Consider the following 17,897-nt stretch of genomic DNA (forward strand, 5'->3'; position numbering starts at 1 on the left):
TAATCAGGAGCGATGATGAAAAGAATTCTATTATTGTCTATGTGCATCGTGCCATTCGTACTTATGGGCTGCGCATCACTCGATAAAGAACAATGTATGCAAGGTGACTGGTATCATATAGGCCATCAGGATGGCAGCAGCGGAAAGCAGACCTCGCGCATCAACAATCACAACAGTGCATGTGAAGAATACGGGATAGCAGTGAATCAAATCGAATATATGCAAGGCTGGAAGCATGGCATTCGCAACTATTGCACTGCGGCATCAGGTTTCTCGCTGGGCAGACGCGGCACTGAATACAATCGGGTATGCCCTGCTGAACTTGAAATCGATTTTGTTGCCGGCTACAGAGAGGGGCTGGAAACCCTGCTGGATGAAACACAATGGGAATACGATACAAACGAAAGAGAACTCAACCGGTATTCAAGACAGCTTTCCAGAGCGACATCCGAGAGTGACCGTGCAGAACTAAAAAAAGAGGTCAAAGAGCACGATAATGAACATGATCGGCTTGAGAAGAGAATCCATCAACTGATGAAACGCCTCTCCATGGCTCGTCAACGAGAACTATACCTCAGGTAATACGATTACGCCGGAAACGCTCTTACTGCGCGACCGAATCCGAACAGGAGTCGAATGCCAGCAAAAGCGTTCGCTGACATTCAAAGCTAATTTCTGGAACTCGTGCCCAATCGGGCATCCCTGCTTCGTGACTATATTCGCGTCAGGACTACACTACGCGGCGCGGAGTGGTCCGGATGGTCGCGTCAGATGTATTTCTGCCGAGGAAAGTCCGGGCTGCAACAGGACAAGACGCCGGTTAACGGCCGGCAGGGGCGACCCTGGGAAAGTGCCACAGAGAATAACCGCCAGCCGTTTCTTAGTAAGCCGCTGGTAAGGGTGAAAAGGTGTGGTAAGAGCGCACCGCCCGGACTGGTAACAGGCCGGGGCATAGGTAAACCCCGTCTGCAGCAAGGCCAAATAGGGAAGCGCCAAGCGTGGTCCACGTTTGCTTCCGGGTAGGCTGCTCGAGCCTGTCAGCAATGGCAGGCCTAGATGAATGACCATTACCCGGATCGGTAACGATCCGGAGACAAAACCCGGCTTACAGGGCCACTCCGTATTTTATCTTTGTTCGATTACCGTTAGGCTCGCCAAACGATGAAGATCGAGGAACAGATATGAGTTTAAGCTTCTCTGATGCAGCCAAAGCAAAACAGCTGCGCGAATATTTCAATAAACATGGACGCATCTACATTGTCGTTGATGCGACCAACGATGATGTACAACTGCCTGATCACCTCAAAGGTGATCCCGCTTTGCGTCTCGTACTCAACGTACGCATGCCGCAGATGATACACATCAATGATGACCGTATTGATTCCGACTTCTCATTTTCAGGACAGGTATACGCCTGTCAGATTCCCATGCACACAATCTGGGCTGCTTATCTGCCTGAGGGAGATCTTGAGCAGGGCATCATCTGGGATGACTCTGTGCCGGAAATGATCAGGGCTATTGTTCAGGCTGTTCGCAGTAATATGTCAGAAGAAAGCATTGAGGAGTTGCATCAGGCAAAAGCAGCACACGCAGAGGAAACACCCGAAAGTGATGGTGCTGTAACATCCACGATCACGGTGATTGATGGCGGCGCTAAAGCAAGCGATGACGATGAACCGAAAGGGCGTAAAACCAACCACCTGAGAGTGGTAAAATAATGTCATATTTTCTACGTATTACCCTGATACTCACACTATTACTGGCCAGTTTCACAGCCCATGCAGATACAGACCCGCGCATGGTGTTTAAAGTGCTGCCGGATGAAAACAGAGGCATTACCGTACAAGACCTGCATCGTGATGTGCGTGCGGCAGCCGATATGGCACTGCCAAAACTCTGGTTCCGCATCGTCCCTGATTACGCGCAGAATCAGATCCCAAAAAAGGTGAAAGCGGTACGCTTCCTGAAACGAGCCACCCCCACACCAGAGGGTGTAACCATCACTTTCAATGCCAAGCGCGTTTTCGCCTGGTTGAAATCCAATAATATTCCATCATTTGACGATCCGGCAGAGCCTGTAGCTCAAATGCAGACAGAAACGACAATGTCAGAACCGATAGCAGCTGTTGCTAAGGGTGCATATCTTATTCTGATGGTTCATCGCCATGCATCACTGCCTGAACAGGTTCTGTTTGAAGAAGATCTGAAGCGTGAGCCTCGCATCGCTGACCTCTCACTCAGACAGGTGAACCGTGACGGCCAGCAGTATCGTCTGCGCCTGAACGGGTCCGATGACCAGTGGCTGACACTGTGGTTCAAGCGTCGTGGACTTACTTTATCCCCGACCATTGAAGGCTGGGTCGCGCGTTAAAGCCAAAATGAATGATCGCATTTTAAACATCCCCAATATGCTGACGCTGGCGCGTATCTTTATCACGCCGTTCATCGTTTACGCCATTATTGAGGGTGAGGCCATTTTGGCGCTGATTTTGATGGGGGTTGCAGGGCTGACTGATCTTCTCGATGGCGCCATTGCACGTTATTTCAATCAACGCAGCAATGTTGGTGCATTCATGGACCCCCTGGCTGATAAATTGATGCTGATCAGCACTATCGTGACACTCTATTTTATTGAACAGATCCCTGCATACGTGTTTCTGGCTGTGATCTTCCGCGACCTGGTCATTATGGTCGGCGCTCTGGCCTATGAACTGGTCACACACAATCTGGAAATGACACCTACGATTGCCTCTAAAATCACCACCTTCCTGCAGATCATGCTGGTACTAGTCGTACTTGCCGATATGGCCTGGGGCATCCCGGCCCTGCTGCTGCAATCGACCTTATGGGCAACATTTGCCTTCACTTGTATCTCCGGCGCCCAGTATATGATTGTCTGGATGCGCAAAGCCGTCACAGCCGAAGATAATTAATGACTACAAAAAGTCAGTTAAGACTGCAGCTGGACCTGCCTGCCAACTACGAATATGGAACATGGGTACGACATGCCGGTGTTGAATCTGCCTGTAATCGCCTGGCCCTGTGGTCTGTGCATGGCGGCAATATCTGGTTGAGCTCCGATTTGGCCGCAGGAAAAACGCATCTGCTACGTAGCTTCGCTGCCGAGCAGAACACCATTGCCCTGCTCGATGTACAGCACAGGGAAGAGTCGACGTCATGGCAGATGGTACAGCAGTGGATGCAGACACTGGAAAGCCATGCCATGTGGATGCTGGATGTTTCTGCCGGAGCCATGCCGGTTGCCGTTGCACATGCGTTATTCCACACGCTTGAGCGTGCCCGTGACCTGCAACGCCCGGTCATCATCGCCTGGCGCGGTGACATCGAAACATTGCCGCCTGAACTCTCATCACGACTGCGTGCCATGGACCAGCTCATGATGCATACACCGGCAAGAGATGATGAGTTATTGATGATCCTGCGTAGTGGTGTCAGCACACTGCAATGGGATATTCGCGAACAGGTTTTACAGGCTATGCTGACCTATCTGCCAAGGCAGCTGGATATACTGATGCCCGCTCTCAAGGAGCTGGAACAGCTCTCATTTGAACAAAAACACAAACCGGGTCCTGCCTGGGTCAAACAGCAGCTGATACGCATCGCCGCAGAGTTACAGCCCAGACTTATTTAATAAGATCCGACTCTCTTTTTCATAAGTTGCAAGGCGTTTGCGCCAACCGGGAAGCCAGCGGGCTTCGTGACGAGCCGGCGGCGACAGTGAAACGCGGCGGGTGAGCATCTGATCTGCAGATTGCGCAAATGCTTTAATTGCATCCAGCCCCGGCTGCTCACCGGACATGTTACCCAGCACCTGCAGTAATCCCCAGCCCATACCCTGATAGCGCTCATTCAAAGCTATGCCTTCACCTTTGAAGTTCACATAATCCATCAGCACATACATACCCATCGGGGATTCTGCCACTCTCTCGAACTGGGCGCTTATATGTGCACGTGCAGCCTCTCCCAGTCCATGCAACAGTTTGGGCAGGCTGGCTGATAAACGCTGCTGCATAAATTCAGCCTGCAGTGGCTTTGTATCCCTCAGAAACTGACGCAGAACTTTCATATCCTGAGCATCAGATGCGGATAAAAACTGTGCGCGACTCTGCCACGGGTTAGGCTGCAAGGGATTCATACTCAACCAGTCAGGTAAGTCCTCTCCCCGCAGAACCATAAACTGCATCAATGCAGGAAAGCTTTCCTGAAAGGATTTCTCTACCCCTGCCGGATACCAGATAAAATGGCCGATACCCAGAGAGGCAAACTCCTCACCTCTGTTCCACGAGGTCAGGCAGCTCTCTTTCGCCGCACACTCATTCTGGAAAACCAGCTCTGCGATCTGTTGCAGTTCGGCTTGAGAAATTTCTCGCGCCTGCGTCGACACTGCTGAGATCAGCAGTGCCAGAATCAGGATTAGATGTTTAACCATTCATCCAGTGCTTCAAGGGCACGGTCGGAAACGGAACGTCTGCGTTCAGCTCTTGAGAAGCGACGTTTACCTTCGCGTTTCTTACCCGGTGGTAGCAGCCCGAAATTGATATTCATCGGCTGAAAATCTGATGTTCGGCTCTGCGAAATATGAGCCAGAAGTGCACCATGAGCTGTATTCTCCGGTGGAGCTTCCGGTGTCTCGCCTTTCGCCATCGCGGCAAGGAAACGTCCTGCCATCAGTCCCATGGAAGCCGATTCAACATAACCTTCCACACCGGTAATCTGGCCGGCAAATAAAACTCGCGGGTCTGACTTCAATCTTAGTGTTCCATCAAGCAGATCAGGAGATTTGATAAAGGTGTTCCGATGCAGGGAACCGAGCCGGAAGAATTCGGCATTCTCCAGACCGGGAATCATGCTGAATACACGCTTCTGCTCACCATACGTCATTTTGGTCTGGAATCCGACCATATTCAGCAATGAGCCCATGCGATTATCACGACGCATCTGCACCACAGCATAAGCTTTCTCTCCAGTCTCCGGATGATCCAGACCGACAGGTTTCATCGGCCCGAAACGTGGCGTATCTTCACCACGCTCAGCCATCTCCTCAATCGGCATACAACCTTCGAAAAAGGGAATATCTTCAAACTCCTTGAATGCGACCTTCTCAGCATCCACCAGCTCTTTAATAAAAGCCTTATACTGCCCGGCATCCATAGGGCAGTTGAGATAATCACCGGCCTCACCCTCTTCTACATTTTTATCATAGCGGTTTTTCCAGTAACAGATATCCATATTGATCGTTTCGGCATCAAGCACCGGCGCAATGGCATCGAAAAAGCAGAGGCGGTCTTCACCTGTCAGCTCCTGGATCTGTTCATACAGGGCATCCGAAGTGAGTGGCCCCGAAGCAATCAGCACCAGTCCCTCGGTCGGAATTTCAGTAACTTCGCCTTCAATAAATTCTATCAGAGGTTCAGCCTTCAGTGCCGCCGTCACCATGCTGGAAAACTGCTCACGATCTACGGCTAAAGCAGTGCCTGCAGGAATACGCGCCTGATCACCGCAGTTCATAATCAGCGAATCCATGCGACGCATCTCTTCATGTAGCAATCCCACTGCATTTTCCAGATGATCGGCACGAAAAGTATTGGAGCAGACCAGTTCGGCACAATTGCCCGTATTATGCGCTGGAGTCATTTTAACCGGCCGCATTTCATGCAAGCGCACAGGCACACCGCGTTTGGCCAGTTGCCATGCTGCTTCGGAACCGGCCAGCCCAGCACCGATAATAGTAACTGTTTGAGTTGTGGAAGAGGTATCATTCATGTCAGCGAATCTATGCTTCAATCAGGGAATAAAGAAGCTGGATCTCTTCCGGCCAGATCGTTTCATCTATCGTCTCCAGCACCATCGGAATATCATTGAAAGCATCATGATTCATAATAAAACGGAATACATCCAAACCCAACTCTCCCTGAGTTAATGAGTGGTGCCTGTCCACTCGCGATGCAAATGTTGCCTTCGAGCCGTTCAGATGCATGCCGCGCAAATATTCAAAACCGACCAGCGCATCGAACGCACCAAATGTCCTCTCACAATCTTCCATCGTGCGAAGATCGTAACCGGCAGTAAAGGTATGGCAGGTATCAATACATACACCAACGCGTGACTTGTCTTCGACACCTTCAATGATCGCAGCCAGGTGCTCAAAGCGGAAACCCAGATTACTGCCCTGACCACTGGTATTCTCAATCACTGCCGTGACACCTTCAGTCTGATCCAGTGTCCAGTTAATCGATTCTGCAACGCGTTTCAAACAATCGGCCTCATCTATCTTTTTCAGATGCGAGCCCGGATGAAAGTTCAACAGAGGCAGCCCCAATTGCTCACAGCGCTGCATCTCATCAAGAAATGCATGACGTGATTTGGTCAGAGGCTCTTCTTCAGGGTGACCCAGATTGATCAGATAGCTGTCATGCGGCAACACATGCTCCGGTTTGATATCCGCCTTATTCAGATTAGTCTTGAATGCAGAGATACTCTCCGCTGACAGTGGTCTCGCATTCCACTGACGTTGATTTTTGGTGAACAGTGCAAATGCCCGCGCCCCGATTTCCATAGCCCGTAGCGGTGCATTTTCAACGCCGCCTGCCGCACTGGTATGTGCTCCTACATATTTCAATGTAATACTCCCTGACTCGAACTCTGGCGAATCATAAGGAGCTGCTGATTTATTGCATCCTGCAATAAATCAGAACGCAAAGAATAAATCGTCGTTTTTCCTTTGCTTACAAAATCAACGGCACACCATTAATTTTGGTGGCCGTCCATAACCACACGGAATCGCCGCGAGGCGTTTCCCTAACGAAGCGGACGATTTAGCACAGACCCTTGTGATGGTAGCGATCAAGCATCGTTTCATTACCGATCAGTCCACCGCTGTGAACATATAACAAGGTACCTTCGATGCTTTCAACATGCTGCAGAAGGGTATGCCACATATGCGTTGCGTAGATCAGATCAAATTCAATGCCAGCATGTTTCAGTTCACGGTATATCTCGAAGAACTCTGCATAAGGTTTGGCAAAGTGATGTTTCTTTTCGTTCTGCAAAATACGCAGATTTACAGGCTTGGCTCCCAGAACCTCCATCTGTTGAATGAGATAAGCCTTATCACCAACTGAATGTGTAGTCAGCACAGCCACATCCGGCAGGGCTGCCGCGAGATAATAGGCTGTTGTGCCAGTGCCAGATGGTGTAACCACATTAAGTTTCTCGATCCTGTTTTTCAGCTGCCACTGGTGAATCTCTTTTGCCAGCTGATCAATGCCAGTCTGTGCCAATGCATCAGCGCCGCCCTGCGGTACAAACAGCGATGAATCTCCCGCCTTCGACTTCAGTAGCCCGACCTCTTTTTCATAATCGTCAGCTGTCACTTCATGCAACTGCATGCCCATCTCCAGTGCCATTTTCAGATTACCTGTCGGCTTTTTCTTAAGATATTGCGGAATCGGTTTAGACGTATAATGAAATTCCCATTCTTTTTTCTGACACAGTGCTGCAATGGAGAGCATGGCATTGGACTGTGTGCCACCGTAAGAAACGATTCTGTGATATGTTTCTGCAGGCGTCTGAATCAGGCTATACAGCTTGCGATATTTATTGCCGGAAAGAAGAGGGTCAATCAGATCATCGCGTTTGACATAATAGTGCCTGTCACGAAAAACAAAGCGGTCCACACGAGAACTTCCTTTTTTCACTTAACGTGTCAGCCGTTTAATAATATTACTGTGCTGTGGATACAAGGCCTGTAACGCATCTCTTGAAGGCATTTCAAAGTCTGCAAAATCAAATCCGGGTGCAACTGTACAACCGACCAGAGCATAACCTCCGGATGGCACGCTGGCTGCAAACCAGTCACCGGCCTCTACCACCTGCTGAAATGTTTCGCCTTGCTCCGAATTCCTTCCCAGCTTTTTCTCACAATAGTTACCGGCCCTGTCGATCACATGAACAGTCAAGCGGTCACCATCATGGAAGTGCCACAGTTCATCCTGTTTGATACGATGAAAGGCAGAGAAATCCTCACCGCTAAGCAGAAAATAGATACTTGTACAGAAAGCCCGCTCACCATCAAATCGCTCGGGCAAGCCGATCAAGGGAATACTTTCGTCAGAACGATAAACCTCTCTGTACCAGCCGCCTTCCGGATGTTCCTGCAATGCCAGCGATTGAATTAAATCCTCAACTCTGTCCATCAGACTTCAACCTTGTAGTTCAGTTTCGCCTCATCACCGGTGATGCCACGAAAGCCCCAGCAATGCGGAGGCTGCTCATGAATTGTAATTTCAATATCAACAGGAGAAATATCCAACTGCCTTTCGATCTCGCCGAAAAGTGACTTGATCAGCGCCTTCTGAGTTTCCTTCTTTCGTCCCTGCATCATATTGATCTCTATCACCGTATAAGCATCGCTTCGACCATCCGGATAATAGAAGTTCTCCTGATCAAGGGGCATAAACCGCTGCGCTCGCTTATCTTCAGGCAGGCCCAGAACATCCTGCATGCAGCCGTGAATAACATCCGACAATCTGACTTTGATCGGGTTCAGTTTTTCTTTGATGCCATACACTACAATCATGACGACTCCCATCTTTATCAGCTGATTACAGGCTTTGTTGAGCGGATACTTGAACAGCAATCGTAATATTTCCAGCTTGCCGATCGGGCAATCCTGTTTCATAGTCTCATCATGCGATATTTAATTGTTCTATCCCTGCTCTTTCTTAGCCCGTCAATAACGCAGGCTGAAACCAATCAGCCAACAGGTACGCGCATCAACCTCTCGGCCACAGCTGAGCAGTCTGTTAGCAATGATGAGATGATTGTTTATTACCGCGTTGAAGAAAAAGGAAGTTCTGCAAAACAGCTTCGCCAGAAAGTTAATCAGATCACCGCCAGACTGGAGGCACGCCTGAAATCAGAAAAGGTACAGCACAAAACCACTGGCCGCAGCTTTCGTCCACACTGGGAAAAAGGTGTATTCAATTTCCAGCGCTGGAATGCCTCCCAGAGTGGCCAAATCGTAACGCAGGATCTGGACAACATCTCCAGTTGGCTGGGTGATATCGAAGCAATGGGTGTGAAACTGAATAATCTGAGCTTCCGTGTCAGCAGCAATAAAATGAGAGCCGTACAGAATGAATTAAGGCTGCAAGCATTGAAGAAATTCCGTACTAAAGCAGCCTCGCTGAGTAAAGGCATTATGGCTAAAAGCTTTCGTATTATTCGTGTTCAAACTTCCGGTGCTTCACAGCCACGTTATGAGCGTGGGCCTGTCATGATGGCAGATATGGCAATGGCTAAAAGTGCTGCTGCTCCCGTGGTTACAGCCGGTGAGAGCCGATCCAAGGTCACCGTATCCGGAGAGATTGAAGTTCCATTTACCAATTTTCCCGTCCAATAACTATGGTATAACTGTATCTGGCAAACAGACCATGACCGGTTAAAGTAAGTTCCAGTTACATCTTACAGGAGCGGATTTGGCGCAACACAACATACTCATTGTTGAAGATGAAAAAATGCTCAGAGAGATATATGGTCAGCTCCTGGAACTGGAAGGACACACGGTTCATTCAGCTGAAGACTACGACCATGCTCTTGCACTCATTGATTCATCGATCGACCTTGCGCTACTGGATATTCAACTCAGCGGCAGGTCCGGGCTTGATATACTAACTCATATTCGAACTCATTTTCCTGACTGTCCTGTCATTATGATGTCCGGATATGCCGATAAAGCGACCGCCCTTCAAGCGCTGAGACAAGGAGCGGTCGAATACCTGGAAAAACCCGTCGCAGTCAGTGATCTGGTCAAAGCGATCAGACATTGGCTGAATTTTCGCACTGTTCAAAAGGAACATCATCGGCTACAGGACTTTGAAGCCATGTACAAACGGCTCAAACAACGTGAAGTCGAACTCCGTCTGACCAATGAACGATTAAGCTTTCTTCTGAAATCAACTGCTGCAGTGATCTACGCTTCTACTGTTTCCAATCAAGGCTCAACAACGTTCATTAGCGATAACATCGAGCACTTATGTGGCCATGACTCGTCAGCATTTACAACAAGCCCGACATTCCGCCTGGACTGCGTTCACCCTGAAGATATTGGATATGTCAGAGATGAACTTCAACGCACCCTCCAGCTTGGTAGCAATCGCTTTGAATACCGGTTCAAACATAAAAATGGCCACTATTTCTGGGTTGTAGAAGCCGTCCGGGTAGAGAAAAGTGATGATGAGGAAGTTGAACTTCTGGGCTTCATCGTTGATATCACCGAACGCAAAGATAAAGAAGAAGAGATGAGACAACTTGCATACTCAGATCAACTTACAGGGCTTCCAAATCGCAGTCTGTTTTATGATCGACTAAAGCAAGCTGTTTCACACTGCCAAAGAAGCGAGAAAACCATGGCCGTGTTATTCATGGACCTGGACTTTTTTAAGCCCATCAATGATCAACTGGGCCATGAATGGGGGGATAGAGCACTCAAAGAAGTCAGCAAGAGACTGCAGAGTTGTGTCCGTGAAACCGACACAACAGCTCGCGTCGGAGGTGATGAATTCAGCATCATTCTGGTTGATATTTCCTGTGAACAGGAGGCTTGTCATATTGCCAATGTCATTATTAAGCGTATTCAACAACCTTTGATACTTAACAACAGCAGTCATGTACTTGGTATCAGCATCGGTATATGCATGGAATCAGATAAAGCTCGTGATGCTGACACATTTTTGCGACTGGCTGACAATGCAATGTATCAGGCGAAACAGTCAGGGAGAAACCGGTACTGCGTTTATCGCAGCCCCAACGACGGGGGCTGATAATCAGATGCGACGTGAGAGCATTCTACCTGATTGGGTTTATAAGGGTTACATGGATGCTCTAACCATTTCAGCGTATCCATGTAACCCTTGCTGATTTATGAGCGGCTTGTAACTTCCAGAAGGTGATAACCGAACTGGGTCTGAACCGGTCCCTGTACGGTTCCGACTTCAGCAGAAAATACGACTTTATCGAATTCAGGAACCATCATGCCAGGACCGAACTCACCGAGTTCACCACCATTCTGACCGGATGGGCAGCTGGAGTTATTGCGTGCGACTTCTGCGAAATCTTCACCGCCCTCGATGGCTGCTTTCAGTTCGTTACATTTTTCTTCACTATCCACCAGAATGTGGCGTGCTGTTGCTAGAGTCATAGGACACCTCGTTAATAATTTCGCGCACACTAGCAGTTTAAAAACCGCGTTCAAACTTGAGCAGTTTCTTTTTCCATTCCAGCCCGCAGGCAAAACCACCCAGACCGTCAGCTGCAATCACACGATGACAGGGAATCAGGATTGGCAACGGATTAGCACCAAGCGCCTGACCCATAGCTCTTGGCGAAGTATACAGCTCTTTGGCTATATCACCATAAGTGCGCACCTCGCCGGCGGGGATATTGACCAGTCCCTCTCGCATCTTTGCCTGAAAACCGGTGGCGGGCTTGGCCAGAGCAGGTAGTTCACGGCTCTCCGCATTAAAATAGGCATCCAGCCATAGCGAAACCGGATTCTCATTTTCGCCTACTGCAGCCGCATGTTTATCCAGCCATACATGCAGGCATATTGCACCATCCCACTCATACGAGATCGAACCAAGCGGGGAATCATAGAAATAGATCATGGCCGCGAATCTACCACACTAATTGCTGTTTTATGCTATCTCATTCAGGGCCTGATCACAGGACATACGTCAAACGCCACATATATATTTTATGTGAACATACCCTAGTCTGAGCCCCATGGATTGGGCGCTCTTTTTCTCAGCATTAATCTCTTCCACCCTGTTTCCGGGTGGTTCTGAAGCACTGCTTCTCTTACGTTTGAATGACGGCGGAGATGTTGTAACGCTTGTGTTGGTTGCAACAGCAGGAAACGTAACAGGCAGCCTGATAACTTACGCTATGGGTCGACTCGGCAATGAAGCCTTACACAAAAAGTGGCTGAGAATATCCGAACAACAGACTGAAAAAGCAGAGCGCTGGTTTGAAAAATACGGCAAAGCATCACTGCTGCTCGCATGGTTACCTGTCGTCGGTGATCCTATCTGCCTTGCCGCAGGCCTGATGCGCTGCGAACTGATCACATTTCTGATTCTGGTAACAATCGGCAAATTGCTTCGTTACTCCATACTCGCTGTACCATTTATCTGACAGTGGATTAAATGCCGGCCTCACGACGAATTTCACGAACGTATGCCTCAGGAAATCGATGCTCAATCAAGCCGTCGATAATAAAACTTACGTAGGATTCTGTTGGTGGATGGTTGGTAATCAGTTCGGACTGATAGGTAAAAGCACTCTTTTTCTCACCGTCAAAATCAAGCTCGACCTCAATGCGCCGATAGCCATTTTCAATCTGATCCAGCGGCTTGCAATGTTTGGCTTTGATAGAAAACAGTACGCCATAAACCGCTGCTGCATCCTGTCGCATAATATTTGCCTTGGCCGTTCCATCACGCCCCAGCTTGTTACAACACCAGATGTAATCATCCAGCCTGGCAGTACCAAGCACTTTTGCTGAAGAGATGCGCTCAATCAATCGTTTGCTCGACATGTTCGAGCCATAGGCAAAATAGAATTCTCGTTTGGATAAAAACATCAGTATCGGCTCAAGAAACTGCCTGTAACCAAAGCGGCAGAGAAATCAGGGATAGTGCTGTCGTAAGGGTCACCGCCTCAGCATATAGGGCAACATCAAGCTTGAATCGATCACAGATCACCAGCCCCAGAACCATCGTGGGCATGGCTCCTTCAATCACCACCGGTGCAAGATAATCGGCTGGCATACCAACGCCAATCGAAGCAGCCCAGGCAATCAATGGCATCAGCAGCAGCTGAATCATTATCACCGGCAACAGAACAGGAATTCGCGCCATCCAGCCGGACTGCCAGCGCAGCGCCATACCGACTGACAGCAGCATCAGCGGCACAACCGCGGCTCCCAGCGTTGCCAGTGTTTCATCCAGCCATACCGGCATCGATACAGCCATAGCACTGAGTATCAAACCTGCAATGGCCGCCCAAATTGCAGGCACTCGAAACAGGCTGACCAGTGGATGCATACCTTCACCTGAAGTCCCGTAATAACGCGCCAGAATAATACCGACGGTGAACAACAATGGCGTAGAGGCCAACAGATCGAAGTGAATCGCCACGACCTGGGCCCATGCACCAAAGGTCTGGCTTAATACCGGAAGCCCCAGATAGGAGAAGTTACCAAAAGCCGATGCCAGCAATAGTGCGCCGACTGCTTTATTCGACTTTCCGGGTAAAAATGCACGTACCAGTTTTCCATTCCCATAGAGAAGGAATGCAGCCAGAAGTGCTAATGACACACTCAATACCGCCACGACAGGAATGCGCACAGTGTTCAGGCCAACCGGGAACTGCCACAACACATGCAATACCAGTGCCGGCAGGAATATATGGTAAACAGACTGGGCCAGATGGCTGCGAATAGTTTCAGCCGACTTTTGCCCAAGCACTGATTTCCAGCCTATGCCAACCACAATAATCACGGCCATGCCCAGTAATACATTAAACATAGGCAAACTCTACCTGTTCAGTGTGAATAGCACTAAGCATTGCGACCATGCATGTCAGTTATTTCTGCAAACCTGCTTTAGACTTTGTACTGGCGCTGAAGATCACGTTTGATATCGCGCTCTTTCACATCGGCGCGTTTGTCGTGCATCTTTTTACCTCTGCACAGACCGATTTCAAGCTTGGCAAAATTGCGCTCATTAAAATAGAGCTTGAGTGGAACCAGCGTCAAACCCTTCTCCTTGAGTTTACCAACGAGCTTCAAGATTTCCTTTTTGTGCAATAGCAGTTGGCGTGAACGCGCAGGTTCGTGTGGATTATTCATAGCAGCCGGTTTATAGGGGCTGATATGACATCCGATAAGTAATACACGCTCATTTTTGAGAATTACATGCGCCTCGGCCAGGTTCGCCTGTCCGTTTCTGATCGACTTCACTTCCGGGCCGGTCAGAATCATACCTGCATCGTAGGTTTCAAGAATGTGATATTCGTGACGGGCACGACGATTGAGGATTGCCATGCGCCGGATGCTAACTCGAATTACATCCCATGCCAGCTAAACCGCGAGAGCCGCAGGGGCTTTTCACAGCAAATCTGGGCGAAGCCTAGTAACCACCCCAACGGCGTTTCCTGCGTGCTCCCATATATGGCAGCAATAATCCAAGAATGACACCAGCCACAATCGCACCACCACCCATGAGGAACCAGCGCTGCTGGGCACCACTACGAATATCTACAGTCTGCTGCTCGAGATCAAACAGCGCCTGTTTGGCAGCAGCTGCCTCTTCTTTCAGAGCCAGGTTTTGTTCAGCCACTTCAACCGCATTGGCTGCTGTTTTACGGATGTGCTGAATCTCTTTTTTCAGATTCTCATTTTCCGCCTGCAAACGACGATTCTCTTTGTCAGCCGCTGCATTTTTCTGTTTCAGATGCGACAACTGGCTGAGTTCTTTCTCAAAGGCCTGCAGACGATCCCGTGCTGCAGGGGTTTTCATCAGATAGCGGCTTAATATCCAGCCCTCTTTTCCATCTCTCGCACGCACACGTGAATAGCCGGTTTGTGACTGTTCCAACACTTCAACAGCCATACCACTGGGCAACATCTTGATAATTTTAAAGCCGGTTCCCTCACCTGAACGCATCGGCAGCTTTGCCTGATCGACAATGTAACGTGTTTCAGCCTGCGCAAGACAGGTGAAACTCAGTATAGCAATAATAGCAAACAACAGTCTCATAATTATTCCTCGAACGCCGCAGGTTAAACCTGTTTTAGCTGCAGGAAAAGGCATCAAACTTACAGACCACATTAAACAACTTCGCAAAAGTCTGTATCAGGCATCAAATTGCATATTTACTCATAAACAATGCAGTTCGTGCATGAAACACTTGCCGACAAAAAAATGCCTGTCTACACTCCTGCAGCAGTTGGGAAAAGGGAGCTTTCTATGGTTAAACCACGCTATTTACTGCTGGTCATGCTGCTGACACTGTCATCTTGCAGCACCATTGAGGCCATCTTTGGTATATCAGATGAACCTGCCGTTCAGGATGACAGTCGCCTGGCTGCAGAAAATCAACAGCTGGGCACCGAGATTGCAGACCTGCGCCAGGAATTATCAGTGCTTGAAGGTGACATCGCCGATCAGAAATCTCAGGAAGTCGCCCGTTTGGAAGCTGAAGAAAAAGCACGCCTACAGGCTGAGCAGGCCATCCCCAAAGACAGGCTCTGGGTTACTGTTTCATTCCGCTCCGGTTATATGGAGCTTACAAAGGCATCTCGTCGGGCATTAAAACGTCTGGCTGAAAAGTTTGTTTCCAAGCCAAGAACCCAGACACTGGATGTGCGTGGATACACAGATGATGAACCCATCGGTGGTTATGCCCATAGCCGTCATACACCACGTCACCCATACAAAACCAACCTGGCTCTGAGTAAAGCCCGTGCAGACAGTGTTGCCGCAACCATGATTAGTGCGGGCGTGCCACATAATATTGTGCATGCCGAAGGTTTTGGTGCTACGCATTTTGTGGCCGATAACAAGACAGCCTCAGGACGGGAAAGAAACCGTCGCGCAGAAGTTCATCTTGTAAATAAATAAACGTAATTCGCTATATTCCTGATGGCCCGGCATCATAAGCCGGCTTTTTATCCGTAGCTTTATGAGGTCCTGAATGTCGAATTCAAATGCAAAAAACGAACTTTATTTCCCCCTGATTATTGCCATCACTGCACTGGTTTTATCCATCATTTCAGGGGTCGTTAACTATCGTCAGAACAATCTGGCCAGCCTGGAGAGTAGCCTTCGGGATACTCGTGACCAGTTACAGCTGGCAAAAAGCGATATAGCAAACATTAAAATGACAACGGTTCAAAAACTAGTTGATGCAGAAATAGCATTTAAAAATCAGGAACGTCTTGAGGATGAAAAAAACGAACTTCGCATGGACCTGTCTGATGCTCACGAACGTATTGCCGAGCTGGAAACCCAGATCAGAAGAATGGACCAGGCATTGGAAAATAAGAAACGTTCAGCTACAAAGTTGAAAAATAATCCCGAAAAAAACAAAAAGGCAAGTAAAGCCAAAGCGGGAAAATCCAAAGTCGTTGCGACAGCCAGCAGCAATAACAAAGCTGCAAATACATCTGCAAAACCTGAATCAGCAGATCTCGACATCTACATTGTCAGCACAACAGAAGGCCTTCAGCAACAGATCAATGACAGGCTCAGCAAACACGGGTTTGCCGCCAAATTCCCTGACAAGCGCGAATCCATGAATATGGCCAACACCACAACCGTGTTCTATTACCACAACAGCTATAAACAGGTAGCCCGACAACTGGTCAAAGACCTGAATGATATAACGACTAACAAGGTCATCCTCAGAAAAGGGGCCAGTCCTTTCAGTAACAACAAAATCGTTGCGCATGTCATTGAGAAATAGCCTGTTCCAAAAACTGTCTGTGTAAGCCTGATAGCCTGAAACTGACTACTGATCAGCCACAACAAGGAGGCATGATATGGTCTGGAGTAACCCGAGTGATGAACAGCTGGCTTCGCTGCTTGGCGGTGCCAAAACTATCGCAGTGTATGGCTGCTCTCCAAAACCCGAACGTACCAGCCATCAGATTACGCAATTCCTCATAGAAAAGGGCTACAGGGTGTACCCGGTACATCCAAAAGCAGATATGATACTGGGGCAAAAGGTCTACCCTGATCTGGCCTCGATCCCCGAACATGTGGATATTGTTAATGTGTTCCGGCGTGCTGAATTCACACCGGGGATTGCCCGCCAATCTGTTGCTATAAGAGCAGGTGCACTCTGGCTTCAACAGGGCATCATCAGCGAAGAGAGCTGGAATATCGCCAATAGTGCTGGACTACAGTGTATTATGGATCGTTGTATCGCTGTTATGCACCGGATGCTGCTGCGATAAAAAATCACTGCGACATCAAGACTGAGATGTATCTGTAATACCTCAATATCATAGAGGGCTGCTCAAAATGTAAAATCGGTGTATCATAGGCCTACTATGAATAGCAAAGTGTGGGAATCTTCTGCTTGTCTATGGCTCTTTGCAGCCTTGTTCGGCCTGTTTGGCCATATCGCTCCACTGCAAGCTGAAGAAGCGGAAACTGAAAAGCTGCAGAGCGCAGAGCTACAACCTGAAGAGTCTAAAAAGCCACAATACCCTGAAACTATCGCAGTACTGCAAATGCTTTATGGCGGTGAAGTTCGGGCACGTTATCGATACCTGGAGTTTGCCAAAGTCGCCAAAGCGGACGGACATGAAAACATTGCTTATCTATTCAAGGCAATCGCCCATTCTGAAGCAGTGCATGAGAAAAATTTCAGCCGTATCCTTGAAAGCCTCGGCACCAAAGCTGCAACTGTTGACCTGTCCTCGATCAAAATTGAAACCACAAAAGAAAACCTGAAATACGCTACGGAAGTTGAACTCTCGGAAATTGATACCGAGTATCCGCGTTACATTCATCGCGTCAGCCCTGAAAAACATCTGGTGGCACTGGAATACATCAACTATGCATGGGAAGCGGAGCGTCAGCACCGTGAACTGATCAAGGAAATCCAGAGTGGCACCGGTATGTTTTTCAGCATGTTGCTCGAGCACTTCCGTAAAAATGACAGCACCTATTACGTCAACCAGAACTGCGGTGCAACTGTCACAGAACTACCTTTGGATAGATGCCCTATCTGCCATAAACCTCTGGACACATACATCGTTGTTCCTGCTCCATGATTTTTAGCAAAAGTCCGACCTAAATCCT

Annotated in this window: 24 protein-coding genes and 1 other RNA gene; 13 read left to right on the top strand and 12 right to left on the bottom strand. The window is 48.6% G+C overall.

Annotated features, from left to right (window positions below; all coding sequences use genetic code 11):
• Nucleotides 1-15: 15 nt before the first annotated feature.
• From MMIC_RS05685 to MMIC_RS05710, 6 genes are all read left to right on the top strand, one after another.
• Complete coding sequence (locus MMIC_RS05685) at nucleotides 16-582, top strand: DUF2799 domain-containing protein (protein WP_171966468.1); 567 nt, start codon at nucleotides 16-18, stop codon at nucleotides 580-582.
• Nucleotides 583-746: 164 nt separating this feature from the next.
• Nucleotides 747-1,124: RNase P RNA component class A (gene rnpB, locus MMIC_RS05690), an RNA gene on the top strand.
• A gap of 57 nt (nucleotides 1,125-1,181) precedes the next feature.
• Nucleotides 1,182-1,718, top strand: coding sequence for a ClpXP protease specificity-enhancing factor SspB (locus tag MMIC_RS05695; RefSeq protein ID WP_072659503.1), 537 nt, complete (start codon nucleotides 1,182-1,184; stop codon nucleotides 1,716-1,718).
• Nucleotides 1,718-2,371, top strand: a complete 654-nt coding sequence (locus MMIC_RS05700; protein ID WP_072659504.1) for a hypothetical protein — start codon at nucleotides 1,718-1,720, stop codon at nucleotides 2,369-2,371. The genes MMIC_RS05695 and MMIC_RS05700 overlap by 1 nt, the downstream gene beginning before the upstream one ends.
• 7 nt (nucleotides 2,372-2,378) lie before the next feature.
• Nucleotides 2,379-2,933: a CDP-alcohol phosphatidyltransferase family protein gene (locus tag MMIC_RS05705; protein WP_072659505.1), complete on the top strand. Its 555-nt coding sequence runs from the start codon at nucleotides 2,379-2,381 to the stop codon at nucleotides 2,931-2,933.
• Entirely contained in the window at nucleotides 2,933-3,652 is a 720-nt protein-coding gene (locus MMIC_RS05710) for a hypothetical protein (RefSeq protein ID WP_072659506.1), read from the top strand. The genes MMIC_RS05705 and MMIC_RS05710 overlap by 1 nt, the downstream gene beginning before the upstream one ends.
• On the opposite strand, the gene MMIC_RS05715 is transcribed toward MMIC_RS05710, so the two are convergent.
• From MMIC_RS05715 to MMIC_RS05740, 6 genes are all read right to left on the bottom strand, one after another.
• Nucleotides 3,632-4,450, bottom strand: coding sequence for a hypothetical protein (locus tag MMIC_RS05715; RefSeq protein WP_072659507.1), 819 nt, complete (start codon nucleotides 4,448-4,450; stop codon nucleotides 3,632-3,634). The two genes, MMIC_RS05710 and MMIC_RS05715, sit on opposite strands and share 21 nt — an antisense overlap.
• Nucleotides 4,435-5,784, bottom strand: a complete 1,350-nt coding sequence (gene trmFO, locus MMIC_RS05720) for a methylenetetrahydrofolate--tRNA-(uracil(54)-C(5))-methyltransferase (FADH(2)-oxidizing) TrmFO (protein ID WP_072659508.1) — start codon at nucleotides 5,782-5,784, stop codon at nucleotides 4,435-4,437. The genes MMIC_RS05715 and trmFO overlap by 16 nt, the downstream gene beginning before the upstream one ends.
• Nucleotides 5,785-5,794: 10 nt before the next feature.
• Nucleotides 5,795-6,640, bottom strand: coding sequence for a deoxyribonuclease IV (gene nfo / locus MMIC_RS05725; RefSeq protein WP_072659509.1), 846 nt, complete (start codon nucleotides 6,638-6,640; stop codon nucleotides 5,795-5,797).
• A 196-nt stretch (nucleotides 6,641-6,836) separates the two neighbouring features.
• Complete coding sequence (locus MMIC_RS05730) at nucleotides 6,837-7,718, bottom strand: pyridoxal-phosphate dependent enzyme (RefSeq protein ID WP_072659510.1); 882 nt, start codon at nucleotides 7,716-7,718, stop codon at nucleotides 6,837-6,839.
• Entirely contained in the window at nucleotides 7,719-8,216 is a 498-nt protein-coding gene (locus tag MMIC_RS05735; RefSeq protein ID WP_072659511.1) for a cupin domain-containing protein, read from the bottom strand.
• On the bottom strand, nucleotides 8,216-8,599 hold the full coding sequence (locus MMIC_RS05740; protein WP_072659585.1) for a tautomerase family protein: 384 nt from the start codon (nucleotides 8,597-8,599) through the stop codon (nucleotides 8,216-8,218). The genes MMIC_RS05735 and MMIC_RS05740 overlap by 1 nt, the downstream gene beginning before the upstream one ends.
• A 111-nt stretch (nucleotides 8,600-8,710) precedes the next feature.
• On the opposite strand from MMIC_RS05740, the gene MMIC_RS05745 reads away from it, so the two are divergent.
• Nucleotides 8,711-9,424, top strand: coding sequence for an SIMPL domain-containing protein (locus MMIC_RS05745; RefSeq protein WP_072659512.1), 714 nt, complete (start codon nucleotides 8,711-8,713; stop codon nucleotides 9,422-9,424).
• 76 nt (nucleotides 9,425-9,500) lie between these two features.
• Entirely contained in the window at nucleotides 9,501-10,844 is a 1,344-nt protein-coding gene (locus MMIC_RS05750) for a diguanylate cyclase (protein WP_072659513.1), read from the top strand.
• 98 nt (nucleotides 10,845-10,942) lie between these two features.
• Here MMIC_RS05750 and MMIC_RS05755 read toward each other — a convergent pair whose 3' ends face one another.
• Together MMIC_RS05755 and MMIC_RS05760 are read right to left on the bottom strand one after the other, a co-directional pair.
• Nucleotides 10,943-11,221, bottom strand: a complete 279-nt coding sequence (locus MMIC_RS05755; protein WP_072659514.1) for a peptidylprolyl isomerase — start codon at nucleotides 11,219-11,221, stop codon at nucleotides 10,943-10,945.
• A 37-nt stretch (nucleotides 11,222-11,258) separates the two neighbouring features.
• Nucleotides 11,259-11,687 (bottom strand): methylated-DNA--[protein]-cysteine S-methyltransferase, encoded by a 429-nt coding sequence (locus tag MMIC_RS05760; protein WP_072659515.1) that lies wholly within the window; start codon nucleotides 11,685-11,687, stop codon nucleotides 11,259-11,261.
• A 118-nt stretch (nucleotides 11,688-11,805) separates the two neighbouring features.
• Here MMIC_RS05760 and MMIC_RS05765 point away from each other — a divergent pair, with 118 nt between their 5' ends.
• Nucleotides 11,806-12,216, top strand: coding sequence for a YqaA family protein (locus MMIC_RS05765; protein WP_072659516.1), 411 nt, complete (start codon nucleotides 11,806-11,808; stop codon nucleotides 12,214-12,216).
• Between the two features lie 7 nt (nucleotides 12,217-12,223).
• Here MMIC_RS05765 and MMIC_RS05770 read toward each other — a convergent pair whose 3' ends face one another.
• The 4 genes from MMIC_RS05770 to MMIC_RS05785 form a co-directional block, all read right to left on the bottom strand.
• A complete protein-coding gene (locus MMIC_RS05770) occupies nucleotides 12,224-12,664 on the bottom strand; it encodes a gamma-glutamylcyclotransferase family protein (protein WP_072659517.1) in 441 nt (146 codons plus the stop codon).
• Between the two features lie 10 nt (nucleotides 12,665-12,674).
• A complete protein-coding gene (locus MMIC_RS05775) occupies nucleotides 12,675-13,610 on the bottom strand; it encodes an AEC family transporter (RefSeq protein ID WP_072659518.1) in 936 nt (311 codons plus the stop codon).
• A gap of 77 nt (nucleotides 13,611-13,687) precedes the next feature.
• Entirely contained in the window at nucleotides 13,688-14,128 is a 441-nt protein-coding gene (gene smpB / locus MMIC_RS05780; RefSeq protein WP_072659519.1) for an SsrA-binding protein SmpB, read from the bottom strand.
• Nucleotides 14,129-14,213: 85 nt separating this feature from the next.
• Nucleotides 14,214-14,843 (bottom strand): TIGR04211 family SH3 domain-containing protein, encoded by a 630-nt coding sequence (locus MMIC_RS05785; protein ID WP_072659520.1) that lies wholly within the window; start codon nucleotides 14,841-14,843, stop codon nucleotides 14,214-14,216.
• A gap of 210 nt (nucleotides 14,844-15,053) precedes the next feature.
• Between MMIC_RS05785 and MMIC_RS05790 the strand changes: the two genes are divergently transcribed.
• From MMIC_RS05790 to MMIC_RS05805, 4 genes are all read left to right on the top strand, one after another.
• Nucleotides 15,054-15,707, top strand: a complete 654-nt coding sequence (locus MMIC_RS05790) for an OmpA family protein (RefSeq protein WP_072659586.1) — start codon at nucleotides 15,054-15,056, stop codon at nucleotides 15,705-15,707.
• A 73-nt stretch (nucleotides 15,708-15,780) separates the two neighbouring features.
• A complete protein-coding gene (locus tag MMIC_RS05795) occupies nucleotides 15,781-16,551 on the top strand; it encodes a hypothetical protein (protein ID WP_072659521.1) in 771 nt (256 codons plus the stop codon).
• Nucleotides 16,552-16,627: 76 nt separating this feature from the next.
• Nucleotides 16,628-17,044, top strand: coding sequence for a CoA-binding protein (locus MMIC_RS05800; RefSeq protein ID WP_072659522.1), 417 nt, complete (start codon nucleotides 16,628-16,630; stop codon nucleotides 17,042-17,044).
• Nucleotides 17,045-17,140: 96 nt separating this feature from the next.
• Nucleotides 17,141-17,869: a rubrerythrin family protein gene (locus tag MMIC_RS05805; protein ID WP_072659523.1), complete on the top strand. Its 729-nt coding sequence runs from the start codon at nucleotides 17,141-17,143 to the stop codon at nucleotides 17,867-17,869.
• Nucleotides 17,870-17,897: the final 28 nt, after the last annotated feature.

This window comes from Mariprofundus micogutta (assembly GCF_001895085.1).
Classification (GTDB): Bacteria; Pseudomonadota; Zetaproteobacteria; order Mariprofundales; family Mariprofundaceae; genus Mariprofundus; species Mariprofundus micogutta.